We start from the raw sequence: 20,919 nt of genomic DNA, 5'->3' as shown, positions 1-20,919 counted from the left end.
ATCGGATTGAATCGATTTGCGGGAGGATTTGTCGGTGTTGATGTCTTCTTCGTTATCTCCGGCTATCTGATAAGTTCGATTATCTTTGCCGAGGTCAACGCTTCGCGCTTCACAATCGTCGGATTTTACGAACGGCGCATCCGTCGAATTTTTCCAGCGCTTTTCGCCATGCTGGCAGCATGCAGCATCGCCGCAGCCATTTTCCTGCTTCCGCGCGAACTGGTCGATTACGCAAAATCGATGCTCGCTGCAACGGGTTCAGTCTCGAACATCTTCTTCTGGCAGCATTCCGGTTATTTCTTGCTGTGGAGGAGCAGTTCTATCTCTCATTCCCACTGTTCCTGCTTGTGGTTCGTCGCTTCTTCCCCGGAAAGCTCCGCACGTCAGTTTCGCTCCTGTTCATTGCATCCCTTGTTACGAGCGGTATTGTGGTTCTGCATGATCGAACCAGCGCATTTTATATGCCATACACTCGCGCCTGGGAGCTGCTGCTAGGCACCCTGCTGTCACTCAAAATATTTCCGGCACTGAGATCGGCAGGGCTGCGAAATCTAGCTACGCTGGCTGGGCTCGTAATGATCGCATGGTCGGTGATGTTTTATTCCGAGGCGACACTGTTTCCGGGTTTTAGTGCGCTGCTGCCGTGTGTCGGATCGGCGCTGATTATCTGGGCTGGAGAAGCTGGTGGATCACTTGTTGGCGCGGTGTTGTCCTGGCGCCCTGTGGTGTTTGTCGGTCTCATCTCCTACTCCTTGTATCTATGGCATTGGCCGATCATTGTGCTGCAAAAGATGGGCGTGCTCATTGGCCTAGGTGGAGTTCACCTTGGAACGCACGCGGGTCTGCTTTCCGAACACCGTTTCGATATGTTTGTCGAGATTGTTCTCTCGCTCGTGCTGGCCGTATTGTCCTGGAGATTTGTAGAGACGCCTTTTCGTAGCGGCCCCCTTCGTCTGAGCCGGCGGCCGCTTTTCGTGCTGGCCGGTGTGGTCATGGTGGTTTTTATGGGAGGTGCCGCATGGACAGTACTCGCTCAGGGTTTTCCCGGGCGTTTCCCTGAAAAGGCGCTGCAAATTGCCTCTGCTCTTGATGGCCAACAGGAAAGCAAGTCGGGGCGGGTTGGAACCTGCTTCATCACCACGGAGTATCACTTCGAGAGCTACCGCCAAAATACCTGTTTGCGTCAGGACAGTGGGAAGAAAAACTACCTGCTGATCGGCGATAGCCATTCAGACATGCTCTGGTCCGCTCTCGATACGGGTCTCAAAGACGCCAATGTGATGCAGGCCAGCACGGCGGCCTGTGTTCCATCGCTCGCTCCTTCGGGGAGCGAGGACTGCAAGAAGATGATGGCGTATATCTTCCGGAGCTACTTGCCGGCACATCCGGTACAGGGCGTTTTTCTGGCCGCCCGATGGGGACAGAATCACCAGGTACCTGTAACTGTCTTCGGCCCTGTGCCGGAGTATGATGCGCCCCTGCCGCGACTGCTTGCTGATTCGATTGCCTGGAATAAACCTGGCCTAGCGAGTCAACATTTGGTACAGGGTCAACAAGGCCTAGACGCACAGATGCAGCAGATGGCCGCAACGACATGGCATGTGCCTTATATTTCGCTCTACGACGAGATCTGCGGCGCGAATGGCTGTCTTGAATATGCCGATCCAGCCCATAAGCTGCCGTTGATGGCGGATGATAACCACCTCAGCAACCCAGGAGCTGCCTCCCTCATACAGCGGATGGTAGATCAGGGTAAGTTACAGTAAGCCTTCGCAGGATTTCTCATTCTGCAAAATAGTTTTCCAAATGCAATCGCTGCCGACCATGACACCCATTGAGACCGTGCCTCAGAAAAATCAGGACTTGGCTGTGAGGCCCGAGTTGCCGGCGACTGCCAGTTCGCCAAAGGCCCAGCGGATTCACGCGCTCGATTTCACCAAAGGCGCGCTGGTCCTCATCATGGTGCTTTACCACTGGATTAACTATTTCATTGGAATTCAATGGAAATACTATTTCTACCTGAGGTTCTTGACCCCCTCGTTCATCTTCATTACGGGATTTCTGATTTCTCACATATACCTCTCAAAATACTCGGCCAAGGATCCAAGTCTCTGGAAGAGGTTAGTCACAAGAGGACTGAAGCTGGTAGCAATCTTTTTTGTTTTGAATCTCGCACGCAATCTTGTGGTTCCCTTACTCGGCACTGGCACTGTAGGGCAGGGTTTTCTATCTCTTGCCAATCTATTTATCGTCTTCGTCTCAGGAAATCTGCCGACCTTCGGGACCAAGCTGGTGTCGTTTTCTATTCTCGTTCCTATCAGCTACGTTCTTATACTGTCGGGGCTGCTTATTTTCCCCTTCAGACGATACAGGCGAACTTTTCATATTGCTTGCCTAGTCCTCCTCGCATCTATTGCAACACTGGAAATCTTTGGCTACGTAAGCTACAACCTTGAATATGTCGCGATTGGGATGATGGGTGTCCTGTCAGGGTTCATGTTGATCGAAATGTTGAACAATGTCACTCGTCACTTATGGATTCTTGCTGTTGCATACGCCGGCTACGCAATTGCGATCACAGTTTGGAATGTCTCGTTTCCCCTTTTAGTAGCCGGGGTAATCCTAAACCTTCTGGTTCTCTATGTGATTGGTGCTTACGGAAATGACACAGGTTTAGCTAAAAATGAGGTCATACTGCTAGGGAAATACTCGTTGTTTGGATATATATCGCAGGTAGCAATTCTTCAGGCCCTTAGCGCAGGGTTTCAACGCATGCATCTTGGTTTTGCCGCGTTGCCAGTCTCGTTTCTTGCAGCTTTGGTGCTTACAATCGCGAGCGTAGAAGCGATTGATCGTGCAAGAGCAAGATTCACAAGCGTGAACAGGCTATATAAGGCTGTCTTCGCTTGAGCGGCCGCGTAGAAGTCTCACACGCAATGGTTTATTCATTGGATCAAGGGATGGAATTGACACATCAAACGACGCGGGATCAGATAGATCATTGCGGCCTTCCCAAGGAGAGTTGAATGGGCGCTCCCCTTGCCCTCCTGATTTGCGGCGTTTTTGTAGCAGGGCTTTTTTTTCTTGACCGTGATAAATCGGTTCGAGTCTCCAAAGTTTCCTGGTTGCCGGTGCTCTGGCTTTGCATTATCGGATCAAGGCCGGTATCCACATGGTTTGGGATGTCGGGTCCAAGCTCCGGGGATGTTCTCGCATCGACTCTCGACGGCAGCCCCATGGATGCGGCGATTTATGAGGCTCTCATTGTTGCCGGTATAGTTGTGCTCGCTCGGCGAGGGAAACGGACAAATACACTCCTCAAAGCGAGCGGCCCCGTACTCCTATATTTTGCGTACTGCCTGTTAAGCACGTTGTGGTCGCCATTCCACGAGCCGTCTTTTAAGCGTTGGATTAAATGCGTTGGCGACCTCATTATGGTTCTGATCATTTTTACCGACGTCGATCCGGCCGCGACATTGCGTCGAATTTTCTCTCGAGTTGGTTTCTTCCTGTTTCCCTTGTCCATTGTTTTGATTCGGTGGACAGATATGGGCCGCACGTACGATCCCTCTGGCGTCCCTATGAACACAGGGGTAACCACGAATAAGAACACGCTTGGCCTCATTTTGTATGTCATATCGATTGGCGTGGCGTGGAACTTACGCACACTGTTGTTGAATCGGAAAGCGCCTAACCGTACACGCCGCATGATCGCGCAGGGGGTTCTTCTTCTCTTGGGGGTGTGGCTTCTGCAGATGGCTCATAGTGCGACCTCCACATTCTGCTTTTTCCTCGGCAGTTTTTTGATGTATGCAAGCGGGCTGTCAGTGATCCGAAAGCGTCCCGCCAATCTGCACGTTCTTTGTCTGAGTATTCTCCTTTTGGGCGCCGGGGCGATGCTGTTTGGAGGAGAATCGGTTACGAGTGCGATGGGAAGGAGTTCGGATTTTTCCGGGCGTGGCCCGATCTGGGCGGCGGCGATTGCTTCTGCCGACAATCCATTGATCGGCACGGGATTTGAGAGCTTCTGGAACGCGAATGCGCACAAAGTTGCGCATATCCTCAGCGATTATCACGACGTGAGCAATCTAAACTCAGCTCACGATGGCTATCTTCAGATTTATCTGGATCTTGGCTGGGCGGGTGTGTGTCTCATATTAACGATCGTATTCGGTGGATATTTTAGGGCCGTAAGGGCCTTCCAGCGTGATCGCGAGCTTGGCTGCCTAATTCTGGCCTTCATTGTGACTTGCGCCTTTTACAACATCACGGAGGCAGGCTTCAGGATCATGACACCTTCGTGGATTTCTTTGTTGTTGGGTGTCATCGGCGCGACAGGCATTACCATTGGCCTGGTCCGTCCCGAGCAGCGAAAGAGCCGTATTTCAGGAGCTTCCACTACCCGCGGATCTGCGGCGATCGGTAAACCTATTTCTGCGGGCACGCCGCTTGCACAGGTGAGCACGCGGTAAATCTGATTTGAACTTATTGCTGTATGCCGTTCACATAACTATTAAACTTTGATGTTATTGTTAGTGACACCATTCAGGAGATGTTTTGAGACCGTTTCAACCCGATGGCACCTTCCTTTCGATTACAACTGGAAGAGGGCTTCGTCGCAGTGCAGTTCGTGGCGCCGGCACGGCGATTGCCGGAGCAGCGAGCAATTTTGCAGTGCAGATGGGGGCTGTTGTTATATTGGCAAGGCTTTTGACGCCTGGCGATTTTGGAATCGTGACCATGGTTACAACGTTCAGCCTTCTGCTTCGCAGCTTTGGGATAAACGGATTCACGGAACTGATCATCCAGCGCAAGGAAATGACGGAATCCCTTGCCAATAATTTTTTCTGGATGAATCTCGGCATTGGAACGATTTTGACGGTTGCGTTTGCCTACGCGGGTTCGCTGCTGGCGCTTCTTTATCACACCCCCGACGTGGCCCAAGTCACTCGAGGCATGTCGATTACGATTGTGATCAGTTGCCTGGGGTATGTCCACATGGCGCTGTTGCAGCGTGCCATGCAATTCCGAACTGCCGCGATCATCAACTTTATCGGGCAAGTGCTTCAGTATGGAGTGTCCATTGCCTTGGCTATTGCAGGATGGCACTATTGGGCGCTGGTGTGGGGCAGTGTAGTGCAAGCAGCAACTGTCACCATTGGCTCCTTAGCGATCTGCCAGTGGATGCCAGGGTTGCCAGGGCGAGCCAAAGGGACAGGAACCTCGTTCAAGTTTGCGATGAACGTCTATTCGCACTACGCCTTTAGCTACTCGACACGCAATTTAGACAATCTTCTTGTCGGCTGGCGATTTGGCGATCGGGCCTTAGGGTTTTATAAGCGGGCATACGATCTATTTGTGCTTCCAGAGTCGCAGTTATTGGCTCCCCTGTCCGCGGTGGCCGTCAGCACGCTAAGCCGCGTGCAACATGATCGCGAACAATTTATCCGGTATTTTTTGCAGATGATATCGGTTTTGGCGCTGGTAGGCATGGGAGTTGGAGCGAATTTTGCGCTGATTGGCGAAGATGTCATGCGCCTCCTTCTCGGACCAGGCTGGGGGGAGTCAGGTAGAATCTTTGCTTTGTTTGGTCCTGGAATCGGAATCATGTTGTTGTACAACACGCACGGCTGGATCCATCTTTCGATCGGCCGCCCCGAGAGATGGTTCAGATGGGGATTGATTGAATTTGCCTGCATTGCAGTCTTGTTCTTCGTTACCTTGCATTGGGGCCCTTCCGGAATCGCTTTTGCATGGACGGCTTCCTATTTTCTGCTAATGTTTCCCGGGTTTTGGTATGCGGGCAAGCCAATCAACCTTGGAGTTGGGCCAATATTTAATGTGATCTGGAGATTCTTTGTGGCTTCCGTTCTGGCGGGAGGATCGACAGCTCTGATTTTCCGGAACATTATCAAGGTTACGATTTCCCCCGGCCCTCCGAGCATTTTTCTTCGGATGTGCCTCGTCTCATTGGTGTTCTACGCTCTGTACATCGGCTTCATGATTTTGCTCTACGGGGGCCTCAAACCGCTGAATGATGCTGCAGGGATAATCCGCGAATTTTTGCCTGAGCGTATGAATCGTCGCGCATCGTCGATGCCTGCCGATATAGAGGCATCCGAGAAAATCTCTGAGTGGTCTGCGGATATCAAACTGGATTCCGAACTTCTCGTCGTTCCCGATAAAACCGGCAGCAAGGTGTAAGGCTGCTGGAACTACCAGAGACCTGGCCAATGAACGTTTCGACATGCACGAGCATGCTAGCGTTATCACGAATTGAATCGATCTTTCGAATGGATAAAGGACAAATAATGAAGACTCAGCCTACAAATATGACGGCGTCGAATCAGTTCGTTGAAGTCAGAGTCAAGGGACGCTGGGTCAAAATGCCGGTGATGGAAGTGAATGGCCATAGACTTCTGTCCAGAGGCAAACAGCTAAAGATTGCTTACGTTCGCGGCGAAGAAATGAGTGAGAAGGAACTGGAGACACCAGAACTCTATTTGGCGGCATTGAAAAGCAAAGCCAATCATATTTTAAGGGCGGACATTTTTACCTTTCCGCAGAAGCTTCCTTCGATCGATCCAAAGTATGCATATCCATTTGAATTGGAGAGCGTCGCGGCCATTCGGCTCGAAAGCTTTAAGCAGTGGTGGGAGGGTCTATCTCAGGTAACCCGGAAAAACGTAAGGCGAGCTGAAAAGCGCGGTGTTCTGGTAAGAGTTAAAGAGTTTGATGAGGCGTTGCTCAAGGGGCTCAAAGCGGTAAATGACGATTCTCCGACACGCCAGGGGATGAGGAACGCGTATTACGGACTGACTTTGGACGAGACCAGGAATCGCTACGCGGAATATGTGGGACGATGTGACTTTATTTGTGCGTATTCCGGTGACGAGATGATAGGATTCTTACACTTGGTATACAGAGGGGATGTAGCATCGATCTTAAATTTAACGACAAAGCCAAGTCACTTTGACAAGAGACCAGCAAATGCACTCATGGCCAGGGCTGTGGAGATTTGTGAAGCACGCAAGATATCACACATCAGCTATGGTCTTTATCACTACGGGAACAAGCGCGACAGCCCGTTGCTGGAGTTCAAAATTCGAAATGGTTTTGAAGAGATTCTTGTTCCCAGGTATTTTATTCCTCTCAATGTATGGGGAAGATTTTGCATTAAGGCCAAATTTCATCGCGGCCTGATTGGTATTCTTCCGCCTTCAGTGATTGCGGCTGGATTAAATGCACGGACACGAATGTACCAATTTATAGATTTCATACGCCGGTGTAGCTTAACAGCAGAGCAGCCGAATAGTAATCGGCAGATGGAGTGTTCAAATCCTCCCGCCGGCTCCACTTCGCTTGAAGGATGACTTGCTCATCTTCTGATGTGCAACGATGTCTCCTCTATACAGCGCGATTAATTCGTAGATTTCATAGGCCGGTGTAGCTTAACAGCAGAGCAGCCGAATCGTAATCGGCAGATGGAGTGTTCAAATCCTCCCGCCGGCTCCACTTCCTGTGAAGGATTTCCTACTCATCTTTTGATGAGTAGGAGTGTCTCACCAAATACAGCAATCATTTAGCGAAGGTAAAAATGCCAGGGATCACGGGTTTAATCACCAAGCGGCCTCGCGATTGGGCGGAGCCGCAACTCATGCGGATGCTCGAGACTCTTAAGCACGAGTCCTTTTACGTCTCCGGAGTCTGGATCAACGAAGAACTGGGAGTTTATGTAGGTTGGGTGGCGCGGAAAGATTCCTTTGCGGATGGGATGCCATTTTGTAGCGAGGATGCTCAGATAAAGCTTTTCTTCTCTGGAGAAGAGTTTCCAGAACCAGGTTTAAAGAGCTTGCTTCGGCAACATGGCCACCAGTTCTCAGAAACGGATTCCTCTTATTTGGTTCATCGTTACGAAGATGAGGCGGACTTTCCTAAAGGATTAAACGGACGATTTCATGGTTTGGTAGCCGATCGTCGACGGGGTTCTGCAACGCTGTTTAATGACCGGTATGGGTTGCAGCGCCTGTACTATCACGAGTCCCAAGATGGATTCTATTTTGCCCCGGAAGCCAAGGCCATTTTGAAGGTGCGCCCGGAACTACGCAGTATTGATGCGCGCGGTCTTGGAGAGTTCATTGCATGCGGTTGCGTCCTTGAGAATCGGACGTTATTCAATGGCATCTATCTTCTGCCTCCGGGTTCTGCATGGAACTTCAGGAATGGCTCGATTGAGAATAAAAGCTGCTATTTTCAGCCGAGTGAATGGGAACAGCAGGAAGCGGTCGGGCCGGAAGACTATTACCAGCAGCTTCAGAACGCTTTCGTAGGCAATCTCCCGCGGTATTTTAGTGGACGCGAAAAAGTGGGAATGTCGCTGACTGGAGGACTGGACACGCGCGTTATCATGGCGTGGCATAAGGCCAAGCCAAACTCGCTTCCTTGCTATACATGGGGCAGTACGTACCGCGATCACGAGGACGTAAAACTCGCTCGCCGCGTCGCTGAAATTTGTGGGCAAACTTACGAGGTGATTACTGCAGGGCCTGAGTTTCTGTCGCAGTTTTCTCATTACGCGGAGCGTACGGTTTTCCTAAGCGACGCGTCTGTCGATATGAGCCGTTCTCCCGATCTTTACGTACAAGAAAGAGCACGGGAAATTGCGCCGGTGCGCATGGTGGGAACTTATGGCAGCGAAATTATGATGCAGAGCGTCATGTTCAAGGCGGTGCCACCGACAGAAGGCCTATTTGGGCCCGTGCGCGAAAACATTGATGCGGGGATTAAAACCTACGATACCGCTCGACGAGTCCATCCGATCTCGTTCGTGGCGTTTCGCCAATCGCCATGGCACCACTACGGCATATTGGGCCTGGAACAGACTCAAATAGGGATTCGCGCTCCATTTCTTGACAACGAGGTCGTCAAGACTGCGTATAGAGCTCCTCGTCTGGATACTCTGGGACAGAATGCAAAGGTTAGAACCCGGCTTATTCAAGAGGGTAATTCTGTGCTAGCAAAGATACGGACTGACCGGGGTACGCCCGGGTTTAATAGTGCATTAACCAGCATGTATCTCAAGTTCACATTTAAGGCGGAATACGCATACGACATGGGTATGCCCCAGTGGATGGCACGCATCGATCACATGTTGGCTCCGTTACATCTGGAGCGTATCTGGCTCGGCCGCCACAAGCCGTTTCATTTCCGTGTCTGGTATCGAGATCACCTGAAAGACTATGTACGCCAGATCCTTCTCGACGATCGCGCTTTGGCGCGGCCTTACGTGACCCGCGCGGGAGTCGAGCGAGTAGTGAATGGTCATTTGCGCGGGGACGAGAACCATACGGACGAGATCCACAGGCTTCTGACGCTGGAACTGGCGCACCGGCTCTTCGTGGAATCTGCTTAGAGAGGCAAAGGTTCAAGGAAAATCACATGAGCAACGAAGTCAACGATCTTCCCTATGTTCTGATCAGTCCCAGTCGCAATGAGGCGCGCTTCATTGAGGAGACACTTAGATCTGTCGTGGCACAGACGGTGCTCCCATTGAAGTGGGTCATTGTGAACGATGGCTCGACGGATGCAACCGCTGAGATAGTGGGGAAGTACACTGCCGCGCATAGCTGGATCGAGTTGGTTAATCGTCCGGTCCGCAAAGAGCGTCATTTTGCAGCCAAGGTTGAAGCAGTCAGGGCTGGCTTGGAACGGGTCAAAGGACTTCCGTACAAGATTGTCGGCAACCTGGATGCGGATGTCACACTGGATTTCGACCACTTTGAATTTCTGCTCTCCAAGTTCAGGCAGGATGATCGGCTGGGAGTCGCGGGAACGGTATTTCATGAGCCGAGCGGCTATAACTCCGCGACGGACAGCTTTGAGGGCCAGTCCTATGTCTCCGGTCAGTGCCAGATATTCCGCCGTGAGTGCTTTGAGGAGATCGGCGGATATGTGCCCAGCAAAGTGGGTGGAATCGATTGGATGGCTGTAACAACAGCTCGCATGGTTGGATGGAATACCCGCTCATTCCGCGAGAAATCTTTTCTGCATCACAGGCCGTTGGGGACTGCTGAACGAGGCGAGATCGGTTCCGCATTTGCTTATGGCAAAAAGGACTACATCCTCGGCGGGCACCCTCTGTGGCAAGTATTCCGAAGCGTGTATAGGATGAAGAAACGCCCTTACATAATTGCAGGTGGCGCACTGTTCTCTGGTTACGTAAATGGTTTTTTGACCCGTGCCGAACGGCCGGTTTCACCGGAACTCATGCGCTTTCACCGCAGGGAGCAAATGCTTAAGCTGAAGATGATCTTGTCATCTCTGTTCAGGCTCAAAAAAATTGATAATTTTGAGCTTTTGCCGGTCGAGCCGAATACAACTCGTATCAACAGCGTGAAGTAAAGCGATCTCCGTATTTCACAAAACAATTGCTCCAATGGATTTTCTATGACGCCAGCTTTATCAGCCGCAATCGATACCAACGCAATACCCGAAGCGAACTATTCACCTACAGGAGAAGTCCTTGGCGGTGTTCGCCGCTTTATCTCCTGGCTTGACCGCTATGGCGAGACCTCCTGGGATTTTCAAACTTTTTATGCCAGCGACCTGTGCCGAAATATTAAGCAGCTTTACTATCGCCAGCCGCTCTTAGGCACGATGGCTGTCTCTCCCATCATCTTCTGTGAGGCCTTCCTGCCTTCGGCCCGGAGTCTCTTTTGGAAACGTCAGAGATTTCCTATCGCAGACGCACATTACGCCATGGGATTTGCGTTTTTGTCGCGTCATCTGAATTCTGACGAGCACTATCAGCGCGCGCGCCACTTCTTGCAGGTGCTTGAAGAGACTCGCTGCGCTGGGCATGATCGGTATTGCTGGGGGTATCCGTTCAACTGGGGAACGTTGCGTGGAACGATCTGGCAGGGAACACCGCTCATTACGACCGTGCCTTATGTGTACGAGGCTTTCCGCGAAGTTCATGTGATCGATAATGATGCTCGGTGGCGGGAAATCATGCGGTCCATCGCAGAGCACGGCGTGGAGGATTATCACGATTTCAATACTTCAGAGCTTGCGTCTTCCTGTTCCTACAGTCCATTCCCTGAGCAGTCAGTGGGCGTTATTAATGCAAATGCCTATCGCGCTTTCATGCTGACGCAGGCGGCGATAGATTTTTCTGACGACCGCTATTCAAAAGTCGCCAGCCGAAATCTTCATTTTGTGCTTGAGTCTCAGAATGCCGATGGATCCTGGCATTACGCAAACGACGGGACGAGGCATTTTGTCGATCATTTTCACACTTGCTTTGTCATGAAGGCCCTTGCCAAGATTGAAGCGCTCACTGGCGATGTGGAATGCACGCGTGCAATTGAGCGCGGCGTCGATTTTTATGTGCGCAACCTTTTTGATGAACACGGTGTGCCGAAGCCCTTCGCAAAACCGCCGCGTCTGATTGTGTATCGCCGTGAGTTGTACGACTATGCTGAGTGCATCAATCTCGGTATGTTGCTAAGGGGCCGTTTTGAAAAACTGGATCGGCTGGTTGACGGAGTCGTGAACCAGGTTCTGACGATATGGCAACGGCCTAACGGCTCGTTCCGATCGCGGCAACTGTTGTTCGGCTGGGACAACGTTCCAATGCATCGCTGGGCGCAGGCGCAACTGTTCCGTAGTCTATCTCTGCTCCTGCTTAAAAGTGGTCAGCAGGAAGATCTTTCCGGCGTGAGGACATAAGCTTTAATATGTGCGGAATCTGCGGACAATTTAATTTTGGCCGGCAAGCTCCGGTCTTGCTGCGCGAGGTACAACAGATGGCGCGTAGCATCGTCCATCGCGGCCCCGACGACGAAGGCTATTACGTCAACGATCGGGTTGGATTGGGCTTCCGCCGTCTCTCGATTATCGATATTGAGGGCGGCCATCAGCCGATGTCCGATGCTGAGGAATCGGTTCGCGTGGTGTTCAACGGGGAGATATACAACTTCCCAGAACTGCGCCGCGAACTCGAAAGCTTTGGCCATGTCTTCCGCACCCGCTCTGATACCGAGGTAATTGTTCTCGGCTACAAACAATGGGGCGACGACGTTCTCAATCACCTGAATGGAATGTTCGGTCTGGCAATATGGGATGAGCGCAAGCGCCGACTGCTGATTGCGCGGGATCCATTCGGCATTAAGCCAATCTATTACAAGATCAAAGATGGCAGCGTGTGGTTTGGTTCGGAGATTCGCACCATTCTGGCCACGGCGACGGATAGTCCGGAACCGGACCCGACGGCGCTGAATCTTTTTCTTCGGTATCGCTTCACTCCGTCTCCGTATACAGTTTTCAAGGGCATAAGCAAGCTCGCCGCCGGAACCATGCTGGTTTTCGAGGAGGGCAAGTCGAGTCAGCGCCGGTGGTATCGCAGCAATCCCCAGCCGTTCTCTCCGATGAAATCCGAAGCGGAGGCCCGTGAGGAGTTGCTGGAGATTTACAAACGCTCCGTCAAGCGACATCTGCTGAGTGACGTGCCGGTTGGATTGCTGCTGAGTGGCGGCATAGATTCCTCGCTACTTCTGGCGCTTATGAACCTATATGGGAAGTCGTGGCGCACATTCACGGTTGGATACGGCAAGACTTTTGCGGATGATGAACTGAGTGATGCGGCGCAGACCGCAGCTGAGTTCAACGCTATACACACAGAGGTTTTGCTCGACCGGCAAACCTTCGAGAATTCACTGCCACGGGTGGTGGAGTTCATGGAAGAACCTGTCGCTACGCCCTCGGTTCTGCCGATGTTTTTTGTTTGCGAGCGTGCCAGGCGCGATGTAAAGGTTGCACTCATTGGCCAAGGTCCAGACGAACTGTTTGGCGGATATCGCCGCCATCTGGGAACTCGTTATGGCCAAATGTGGGGTACTCTGCCAAAGTGGGTAAGAGGGCCAATTTCTTCCATGGTTGAAGCGCTACCCAGGAATGAAACTTTAAAACGCGGCGTGCGCTCACTGGATACACCGGATCGCCTGAGGCGATACCAACAGGTTCTTTCACTACTGCCCGACGGGCAGATCGATGGGCTCTTTAAGTCGGATATCCTGCCTCCCGCGCCGGGAGACGAAATTCTTAAATCGTGGGGCGACTTCTCCGATCTCATGGAGCACACAGACGAACTCGGCGGCCTGCAGTTCATTGAAATGCGCTCTACTCTGCCGGATGAACTCCTGATGTATGGCGATAAGCTGTCTATGGCTCACAGCCTGGAAGTGCGGGTGCCTTATCTCGACCGAGAGGTGGTCGAGTTCGGCGAAAGACTGTCTGCGGACTTCAAGGTGCGCAATGGCGTGGGCAAATGGATACACCGGGAAGTCTGCAAGTCCTTCCTTCCTGACTCGATTATGCGCCGCAAAAAACGTGGTTTCGCTATGAATGTCGTGGACGAATGGTTCCGTGCCGAGCAGTCGAAGAAGATGGAAGGAATGCTGCTGGATACCCAGTCGCATATATTCGATTATCTGCAGCCAGCCGCCGTTCGAGCGCTTCTCGATCAGCATCGCTCCGGCGCGAGCGATCACCACAAAATTCTCTTCAGCCTGGTCGTTTTGGAAGAGTGGCTCCGTGGCAGAGTGGTGCCAACGGTTTAAGAAGTGCACCAATAGTGGAATTGATTCTCGACAATTCATTCTCGTAACATCGTTTAAAGTTAGCCCGTACCGGTACAGACTCATGAGTAGCATGCCAACTCTTGCTGAAGACATTTCGGTTTCCGCAAAACCCTCTGCCTCACAGACACCATTAGAGGTGTCCTTGCTGACGGGCGGAGTCGATCGTCCGTATGCCCAGGGTCTGGCGATGGCTTTGATAGCAAAGGGTGTTCGTCTGGACGTGATTGGCAGCGATTATGTCGATAGTCCGGAAATGCAAACCACATCAGGGCTGCGCTTTTTCAATCTATGGCCGCCCCAGTCGGCGAATCGCACAGCGGCCGGCAAGCTTTCGAGGGTACTGCGGCATTATGCGAGCCTCATCCGGTATACGGCAGCGGCAAAGCCGAAGGTCTTTCACATCCTTTGGAATAGCAAGGTACAGTTCTTCGATCGAACTCTTCTGATGCTCTACTACAAAGCCATGCGGAAGAGGGTTACACTCACGGCGCACAATGTCAATGAAGCCAGGAGAGATGGAAAAGATTCATTTCTGAATCGGTTGACGCTGCGGATGCAGTATCGGCTGACGGATCACATATTCGTGCATACGCAAAAGATGAAGGATGAACTTATCTCCGACTTCGGAGTGCGCGATCGAGTAGTTACTGTTATCCGGCATCCCATCAACGACGCTTTTCCCGATACGAGCCTGACTTCCGCTGAGGCCAAGCAAAAACTGGGCTTACAGAGTCATGAAAAGGCGTTGCTCTGCTTTGGCAGAATCAAGCCTTATAAAGGCATCGAGCACATGCTGGAGACGTTTCAGATTCTGGCTAAACAGGACAGGAGCTACCGTCTGATCATTGCGGGCGAGGCCGAAAAGAGAAACGAGGATTATCTCAACGAAATCAGGCGACTGATTCCGTCAGAGCTCATGCACGACGAACGGGTCCTTCTTAAGGCCCAGTTCATTCCCGATGAAGATGTGGAGCTTTACCTGAAAGCTGCGGATGTAATGGTTCTACCCTACAATCAAATCTTTCAAAGTGGCGTTCTTTTTCTCGGCTATAGTTTCGGATTGCCAGTTGTCGCGACCGATGTGGGCTCATTCAAAGAAGAGGTTGTTGAGGGCCGGACAGGATTCATGTCCCGGCCGGGCGATCCAGCGGACCTGGCTAGAGCGATCAGCGACTACTTCTCAAGCGGCCTTTATAAGAATTTGAGTAAGACGCGGACGGAAATCAAAGAACACGCCGATAGGCATCACTCGTGGGCGGCCGTGGCTGAATTGACAAGTAATGCATACGTTGATCTGAAAAGTAACTAGCATGCCGGTCTTAAACGTGGTTATAGCGCACATGCGGAGACGTAAAGACCAGGTGTGAGCCTACTGAACTCGATTTGTAGTTTCAAGAATTCCTAACCAGTACTGAGTGTGAACATAATGAGCGAGAAATCCGTTTCAAAGTCTGCTTTAACAAGAATCCGAAGAAGCGCTACCTATCAGCGAATCTCAGCATCATCGATTGGCCGGCTTTATCGGAGACTGAAGGGAACACCGCAGGGTGAAGATCAAGCCCATGAGGTGGAATTCTATCGGGTGCTGCTCGGTGGCTTTCAACAAGGAGACACAGTATTCGACATTGGGGCGAATACCGGCCAGAAGGCAGATGCGTTCCTTCAACTTGGGGCACGTGTGGTCGCAGTCGAACCAGATGAACTGAACCTGACGAAGTTGCGCAATCGATTTGCCGGCTCCAAAGGGACACCTCTGCCCGTGTCGATTGTCGGAGCAGCAATAAGCGACCACGAAGGAGCCGAGACGATGTTGGTCGATGGGCCCGGGTCTGCGCTGAATACGCTAAGCCGGAAATGGGCCGATACATTGAAGAGTGATAAAGAGCGCTTTGCGCACACAATCGATGCGCTCGAATTCAAGCACGAGAAGAGCGTCAAGACGACAACGCTCGACCGCCTGATTGAGGAGTTCGGCGTACCGTTTTTTGTGAAGATCGATGTCGAGGGTTATGAGCTTAAAGTTTTGCAGGGTCTGCATAAACCTGTGCCATATATTTCCTTCGAAGTTAACCTTCCGGAATTCAAACAAGAAGGGTTGCAATGCATTGAAGTTCTGAAGTCTCTGCAAGAGACAGGAGAGTTTAATTACTCGTCCGACTGCTGGCAGGGACTTGCGAAAGACAAATGGCTTCAAGCTAGCGAATTTTCTCATGTGTTCGATCAGTGCACCGAGAGATGCGTTGAAGTATTTTGGCGAAGCAGTCTTTAGAGCCATGGATTCGAAGGGAAATGAGCCAGTGAAGATTAGCATTTTTGGTTTAGGTTACGTCGGGACAGTGTGTGCAGGATGCCTCGCACACGAAGGTCATCAGATCGTTGGTGTGGATCCTGTTCGCGCGAAGGTCGATCTCATTAACGCTGGCCATTCGCCCATTATTGAGGCTGAAATCGAGCCGATTATCAGTGATGCGGTACGGGCAGGAAGACTCAATGCGACTACCGATCAAGACGAAGCAGTCAGCGGGACGGATTTATCGTTTGTGTGTGTTGGCACGCCGAGTCAAAGCAATGGAAACTTGGATCTGACCTATATCAGACGTGTGTGTGAACTGATTGGAGACGCCATCCGTAAAAAGGCTCACCGGCATACGGTCGTCATTCGGAGTACGATTTTGCCCGGAACGATGCGTCAGCTTGTTATCCCAGTGCTTGAGGAGCATTCCCAAAAGAAGGCCGGCGTTGATTTCGGCGTCTGCAATAATCCAGAATTTTTGCGTGAGGGATCGGCGGTCAGTGATTTTCGAAAACCGCCCAAAACGGTGATTGGACAGTTGGATGTCGAAAGCGGCGAGATGCTGGCTTCGCTTTACGCGAAGCTAGATGCGCCTTTAATCAGAACAGAGCTTGAGATCGCAGAATTGGTGAAATATGTAGACAACAGCTGGCATGCGCTCAAGATCGGTTTTGCCAACGAAATCGGAAATCTCAGCAAGGTTTTATCGCTTGATGCTCATGAAGTCATGAAAATCTTCTGTCAGGATAGGAAGCTAAATATCTCTCCGGCTTATCTCACTCCGGGCTTTGCTTTTGGCGGATCCTGTCTTCCAAAGGATCTTCGCGCATTGAACTACAAAGCAAAGGTGAGTGACCTGGAACTTCCTATCATTTCTTCAATATTGCCCAGTAACGAAATGCAAGTGAACCGGGGACTACAGATAATCATCGGGAAGGGAAAAAAGAAAGTTGGAGTTCTCGGTTTCAGCTTCAAGGCGGGAACAGATGATCTGCGCGAAAGTCCGATGATCGAGATTATTGAGCGTCTATTGGGTAAGGGATACGAAATGCGAATTTACGACAAAAACGTGAGTGTGGCGAGCCTAGTAGGCGCCAACAGAGATTTCATCTTGAATAGAATCCCTCATGTATCCCGTCTGATGGTCAACAAGATCGAAGATGTTCTGGATTTTGCGGAGACGATCGTTATTGGAAACAAGGACCCGGAATTCCTTGACACCGCAAGTAAAGTTCGGACGGGACAGACGATTGTTGACTTTGTGCGCATAGCCGAACAGAGGAGTGCGAACGGCTACGATGGCATTTGCTGGTGAAGCGCTTAGGATCACCGAATACTCAGATCAGCCAACCGAACTGGAGGTATATGGCAGCCATTTTTAGGAGAATAGACCGCCGTGCCGTTCGGGGGTGTAACGATATCGCAGAAGAATGTGTTTGAATGTCCCCAGAAAGGGAGCCCCTTGTAGTACTATTACAATAGAATAGTTACTAAAATTGAAGTAATTGATTACTCTTGTAATCATCTTGTAGGATTTGGGCTCACGTCCGCATTAGAGTTGCCGAAGACTTTTGTGAAGGTTGGAGGGACTTGTGATCAGGTACTTTAATAGCTGTGTAGTGTTTACTATGTTGTGTATATCTCTTTTAGTTTCAACGCGTTTAACCGCGCAACAACCCTGGAGCAACATCATCAGCACCAATCGTGCAGCGAACTGGACTACGGCCGGAATCGCAGGCGGAGTGCCCTCTGCAAGCTGGAACCAGTGCGGGGCCACGATTGCGGCATATGGATCGAGTAGCGCAGCGGCATCAGCGGCACTAATCAACAATGCAATTGCAGGAAGCGGCAGCGGATACACAGGGTGTGCGACGCCATACGTTGTTGTCCTTGGAGCGGGGGATTTTTACCTGAATGGCGGGATTACGCTTCGCAGCAATGTGGTTCTACGCGGACAAGGAGCGAACAGCACACGGCTACATTTTAGTGCTGTCGGCTCGTGTAATGGCTTAAACGCCGCCATTTGTATTGCCGGCAGTAATACCTACGAAGGCGGAGGATATACGCAGGCAAACTGGACCGGTTGTAACGGCTCTACAGTCAATTCCGGAAGCTGCGAAGGCGCCACGCAGATCCAGCTTGACAGTGTGAGCGGGATCGTAGTGAATCTGACGCCGATTGTGCTCGACGAGTGCAACACGGGCTATACAGGAACCGCAGGTAGCGCAACCTGCTCGGGATCGGCTGCAGATAATAACAATTTATTTGTATGTGAGGTGGCGGGAACGTGCTCATCGCAAGGGGCAAATACCGGCCTCCATCGCCTAAACCGAGCGCAGGAGGATGTAGTGGTAGCTACGGCCTGCACGGCAGCCAGTGGGACATGCGCAAGCGGAAAGGGTCCCTACACGCTGACACTCTCCAATGGCCTTGCATGGCCCGGATGGAGTAGCAGCCAAACGCCAGAGGCCTGGTGGGGTAGTTCAACCATTACCAATGCGGGCGCTGAAGACTTTTTTATCGACGAATCAACTGTCGGGCAACGGGCAGTGACCATGCAGACGGCCAATTCCGTCTGGGCTCGAGGCATTGCGTCAACGACGGCGAATTTCTATTCTGTCTTTAATTACATCACCGCCCACGATGTCATACGCGATAGCTACTTTTATTGGACCTTTACCGCTTCTACAGAAAGCTATGGTGTTGGCGGCGGAGTTGTAGGCGACTTGTTGATGGAAAACAATATTCTGCAGGGCATTGCAGACCCAATCAATTTTGACTCTCAGTGCTCCCGCTGTGTGGCTGGATACAACTTTGCGGTCAATCAGTATTACAGTAGCAGTTCAGCGTATGAATTTGGAATGTTCTCCTGGCATGGCGCCGGTGAGAGCGAAGTACTACTTGAGGGAAATATCGGCTCTTATCCGGACTCGGATGACATCTGGGGTACTCACACTCTGAGCACAATCTTCCGTAATTACTTTAACGGTTTCGAGTCAAACAATGGAACGATGCCGATCGATAATGCAGAAGCTATTCACCTAGCTGCATTCTCGCGCTACTACAACGTAATCGGAAATGTGCTTGGGAATCCATTGCATCACAGTACGTATCGATGCAGTCCAAGTTCTCCGACGCAAATGTGGTGTCCGGATGTATCGCAAGACGTGTGGACGCATGTGTATGACATCGGTTGGTCTGGTAACACGCATGGCAAAATAGATGTGAGTGGCTCGCTTAACGATATGCTGACGCTGCCAACGACGATGTTATGGGGAAACTACGATGTAGTCACCAAGGCAGTGCATTGGTGTGGAAATTCGTCTGACACAGGTTGGGGCAGCACATGTGGCGGCGCGAGTTCCAATGTCTCCAGTTGCGCACAAAGCGGAAATACAGTGACCTGTTCCAGCACCCTTAATCCCGGTATAGGATCGGGCTACTATCCCAACACCGTGACAATTTCAGGTAACTCTGTCTCTGGCTACAATGCAACAGGTGTAGTTACAGCATCAAGCGCGTCAAGCTTCTCTTTTTATCTTCCGACGAGTGGACTAGGAGTTGGAAGCGGCGGTACCGCTGTTGTGGGTTCTGAGATTCCAACTACAGACACCTATTACCCTAACAGTGTTCCAACCTCTGGTGATACAAACTCAGGGCAGTCCCGATTGCCATCAAGCTTCTACAATGGCGTCACCGGCAACTTTGCATCGTGCGGCACCGGCCTTTCATTCTGGAAGAATCCGACGACCGGCACATGCCCTCCCTATCCAGCAATCGGTCCGGACGTGAGCGGAGGCGGCTTATCGGTTTGTTCCAGCGGAACATACAAGTATTCCGTTGTTGCAAATTCTTCGCAGTGCAGTGGAGGAACTAGTCAAGCAGCGAATGGCGGCTATGCATACGCAAATCCAGCTATGCTCTGCTATCTGAACACAATGGGCGGCACGCCGGATGGCACAGGTCCAGTGCTAACGTTTAACCGGGCTAGTTGTTATGCCAATGATTCCGCGTCGGCGTCGGCGCCACTTTCTCCTCCAAGTAACATAAATGGCAACATTTCACCGCAGCCGAATCAATAACTTTAGTGACTTGAGTGTAAGTGTAGTGCTGTTTCGAAGGGCCTAGTTTCCTACACCAGTTGAAGGGCGTGAAAAGCAGTACCAGTTAGAGGGTAAATTCCTGGCCTGTTTTGTTTCAGTCAGATCGCGGCTAGCCGCGATCTGACTGGCCAATTCTACACGCGTACAGTCGACTGGAACTCTGCAGATACAACTCGTACTGTATTCCTCGCGCAGGCCTCGATAATCTATCTTGCCTGTTTCAGCGATTAGAGCCAGTTCGTGTCCAAACATTGTAACCGGAAGGTTCCATTGAATGACACACAGAAGGCATTTCTGGTAGTCTTTGCTGGACGGTAGAAGCCGACCTTCATCACCGCTGCGATACGTCTCCCTCCCTTTCCAGCGGCAGTACATCTGCTTCTTGATGCCTCCGTGCGAATCTGCTCTGCAAAAAATTCTTCTTCATCGGCAAAACCTCCTTCCCAGCATCGGTGATGCTTTTGCTCAAAACTACCGCCTTTTCAAGACTGGACCAACTTTGAAAACTGCAATTAGCGAACAAAGCTCCTCCTTTGTATGGTGGCAGCCCGCTATGCTTTGTACCCTTGCAGGGCTTTACAGGAAAATTCTTAACCACTCGAGGTGTGTGTGAACCGGAAAGTTCTCATCATTGTTGAAAACGCACCCGTTCCTCTGGATCCACGTGTCTGGAAAGAAGCGCTTGCGTTACGCGAAGCAAACTACGACGTGACAGTTTTATCTCCCAAATACAAAGGTTATACAAAGGGTTATGAGTTTACAGATGGAATTCATATCTACCGTCACCCTATGCCGAAAGAAGGAAACGGGGCATTTGCATATATATGGGAATATTTTTGTGCCCTGTTCTGGGAATTTTTACTCTCGTGGTGGATTTATTTCC

The 20,919-nt window shown here is 51.1% G+C and carries 12 protein-coding genes, 2 tRNA genes and 2 pseudogenes; all 16 read left to right on the top strand.

What is annotated here, in order from left to right:
* Window positions 1-179 precede the first annotated feature (179 nt).
* Window positions 180-1,766 (top strand): acyltransferase family protein, encoded by a 1,587-nt coding sequence (locus ABSG47_RS14705; RefSeq protein WP_424170449.1) that lies wholly within the window; start codon window positions 180-182, stop codon window positions 1,764-1,766.
* 58 nt (window positions 1,767-1,824) lie between these two features.
* A complete protein-coding gene (locus ABSG47_RS14700) occupies window positions 1,825-2,910 on the top strand; it encodes an acetyltransferase domain-containing protein (RefSeq protein ID WP_424170448.1) in 1,086 nt (361 codons plus the stop codon).
* 116 nt (window positions 2,911-3,026) lie between these two features.
* Window positions 3,027-4,472, top strand: coding sequence for an O-antigen ligase family protein (locus tag ABSG47_RS14695; RefSeq protein ID WP_424170447.1), 1,446 nt, complete (start codon window positions 3,027-3,029; stop codon window positions 4,470-4,472).
* Window positions 4,473-4,557: 85 nt separating this feature from the next.
* Window positions 4,558-6,204: a lipopolysaccharide biosynthesis protein gene (locus ABSG47_RS14690; protein ID WP_424170446.1), complete on the top strand. Its 1,647-nt coding sequence runs from the start codon at window positions 4,558-4,560 to the stop codon at window positions 6,202-6,204.
* A gap of 29 nt (window positions 6,205-6,233) precedes the next feature.
* Window positions 6,234-7,055: pseudogene (locus tag ABSG47_RS14685) on the top strand (GNAT family N-acetyltransferase); the annotation flags it as partial.
* Window positions 7,056-7,281: 226 nt separating this feature from the next.
* Window positions 7,282-7,356: transfer RNA gene (locus ABSG47_RS14680), tRNA-Thr, on the top strand.
* A gap of 84 nt (window positions 7,357-7,440) precedes the next feature.
* A tRNA-Thr gene (locus tag ABSG47_RS14675) sits at window positions 7,441-7,515 on the top strand.
* An 82-nt stretch (window positions 7,516-7,597) separates the two neighbouring features.
* Window positions 7,598-9,412 (top strand): asparagine synthase-related protein, encoded by a 1,815-nt coding sequence (locus ABSG47_RS14670; protein WP_490355064.1) that lies wholly within the window; start codon window positions 7,598-7,600, stop codon window positions 9,410-9,412.
* A gap of 26 nt (window positions 9,413-9,438) precedes the next feature.
* Window positions 9,439-10,401, top strand: a complete 963-nt coding sequence (locus ABSG47_RS14665) for a glycosyltransferase family 2 protein (protein ID WP_424170444.1) — start codon at window positions 9,439-9,441, stop codon at window positions 10,399-10,401.
* Between the two features lie 45 nt (window positions 10,402-10,446).
* Window positions 10,447-11,730: a hypothetical protein gene (locus ABSG47_RS14660; RefSeq protein ID WP_424170443.1), complete on the top strand. Its 1,284-nt coding sequence runs from the start codon at window positions 10,447-10,449 to the stop codon at window positions 11,728-11,730.
* 8 nt (window positions 11,731-11,738) lie between these two features.
* Window positions 11,739-13,619: an asparagine synthase (glutamine-hydrolyzing) gene (gene asnB, locus ABSG47_RS14655; RefSeq protein ID WP_424170442.1), complete on the top strand. Its 1,881-nt coding sequence runs from the start codon at window positions 11,739-11,741 to the stop codon at window positions 13,617-13,619.
* Window positions 13,620-13,710: 91 nt separating this feature from the next.
* Entirely contained in the window at window positions 13,711-14,949 is a 1,239-nt protein-coding gene (locus tag ABSG47_RS14650; protein WP_424170441.1) for a glycosyltransferase family 4 protein, read from the top strand.
* Window positions 14,950-15,066: 117 nt separating this feature from the next.
* Complete coding sequence (locus ABSG47_RS14645) at window positions 15,067-15,909, top strand: FkbM family methyltransferase (RefSeq protein ID WP_424170440.1); 843 nt, start codon at window positions 15,067-15,069, stop codon at window positions 15,907-15,909.
* Window positions 15,881-17,248, top strand: coding sequence for a nucleotide sugar dehydrogenase (locus ABSG47_RS14640; protein ID WP_424170439.1), 1,368 nt, complete (start codon window positions 15,881-15,883; stop codon window positions 17,246-17,248). The genes ABSG47_RS14645 and ABSG47_RS14640 overlap by 29 nt, the downstream gene beginning before the upstream one ends.
* Window positions 17,249-17,525: 277 nt before the next feature.
* Window positions 17,526-20,015 (top strand): hypothetical protein, encoded by a 2,490-nt coding sequence (locus ABSG47_RS14635; RefSeq protein WP_424170438.1) that lies wholly within the window; start codon window positions 17,526-17,528, stop codon window positions 20,013-20,015.
* A 630-nt stretch (window positions 20,016-20,645) separates the two neighbouring features.
* Window positions 20,646-20,919, top strand: a pseudogene (locus tag ABSG47_RS14630) (hypothetical protein); the annotation flags it as partial.

This window comes from Occallatibacter sp., from assembly GCF_049510455.1.
Classification (GTDB): domain Bacteria; phylum Acidobacteriota; class Terriglobia; order Terriglobales; family Acidobacteriaceae; genus Telmatobacter.
This window is presented reverse-complemented; position numbering and strand designations above follow the sequence as displayed.

What these genes read in the sequence shown, in the direction of transcription:
- asnB (WP_424170442.1), top strand. Translation starts at nt 11,739, where the DNA reads ATGTGCGGAATCTGCGGACAATTTAATTTTGGCCGGCAAGCTCCGGTC.
- ABSG47_RS14705 (WP_424170449.1), top strand. Translation starts at nt 180, where the DNA reads ATGCAGCATCGCCGCAGCCATTTTCCTGCTTCCGCGCGAACTGGTCGA.
- ABSG47_RS14695 (WP_424170447.1), top strand. Translation starts at nt 3,027, where the DNA reads ATGGGCGCTCCCCTTGCCCTCCTGATTTGCGGCGTTTTTGTAGCAGGG.
- ABSG47_RS14645 (WP_424170440.1), top strand. Translation starts at nt 15,067, where the DNA reads ATGAGCGAGAAATCCGTTTCAAAGTCTGCTTTAACAAGAATCCGAAGA.
- ABSG47_RS14650 (WP_424170441.1), top strand. Translation starts at nt 13,711, where the DNA reads ATGCCAACTCTTGCTGAAGACATTTCGGTTTCCGCAAAACCCTCTGCC.
- ABSG47_RS14665 (WP_424170444.1), top strand. Translation starts at nt 9,439, where the DNA reads ATGAGCAACGAAGTCAACGATCTTCCCTATGTTCTGATCAGTCCCAGT.
- ABSG47_RS14670 (WP_490355064.1), top strand. Translation starts at nt 7,598, where the DNA reads ATGCCAGGGATCACGGGTTTAATCACCAAGCGGCCTCGCGATTGGGCG.
- ABSG47_RS14660 (WP_424170443.1), top strand. Translation starts at nt 10,447, where the DNA reads ATGACGCCAGCTTTATCAGCCGCAATCGATACCAACGCAATACCCGAA.
- ABSG47_RS14700 (WP_424170448.1), top strand. Translation starts at nt 1,825, where the DNA reads ATGACACCCATTGAGACCGTGCCTCAGAAAAATCAGGACTTGGCTGTG.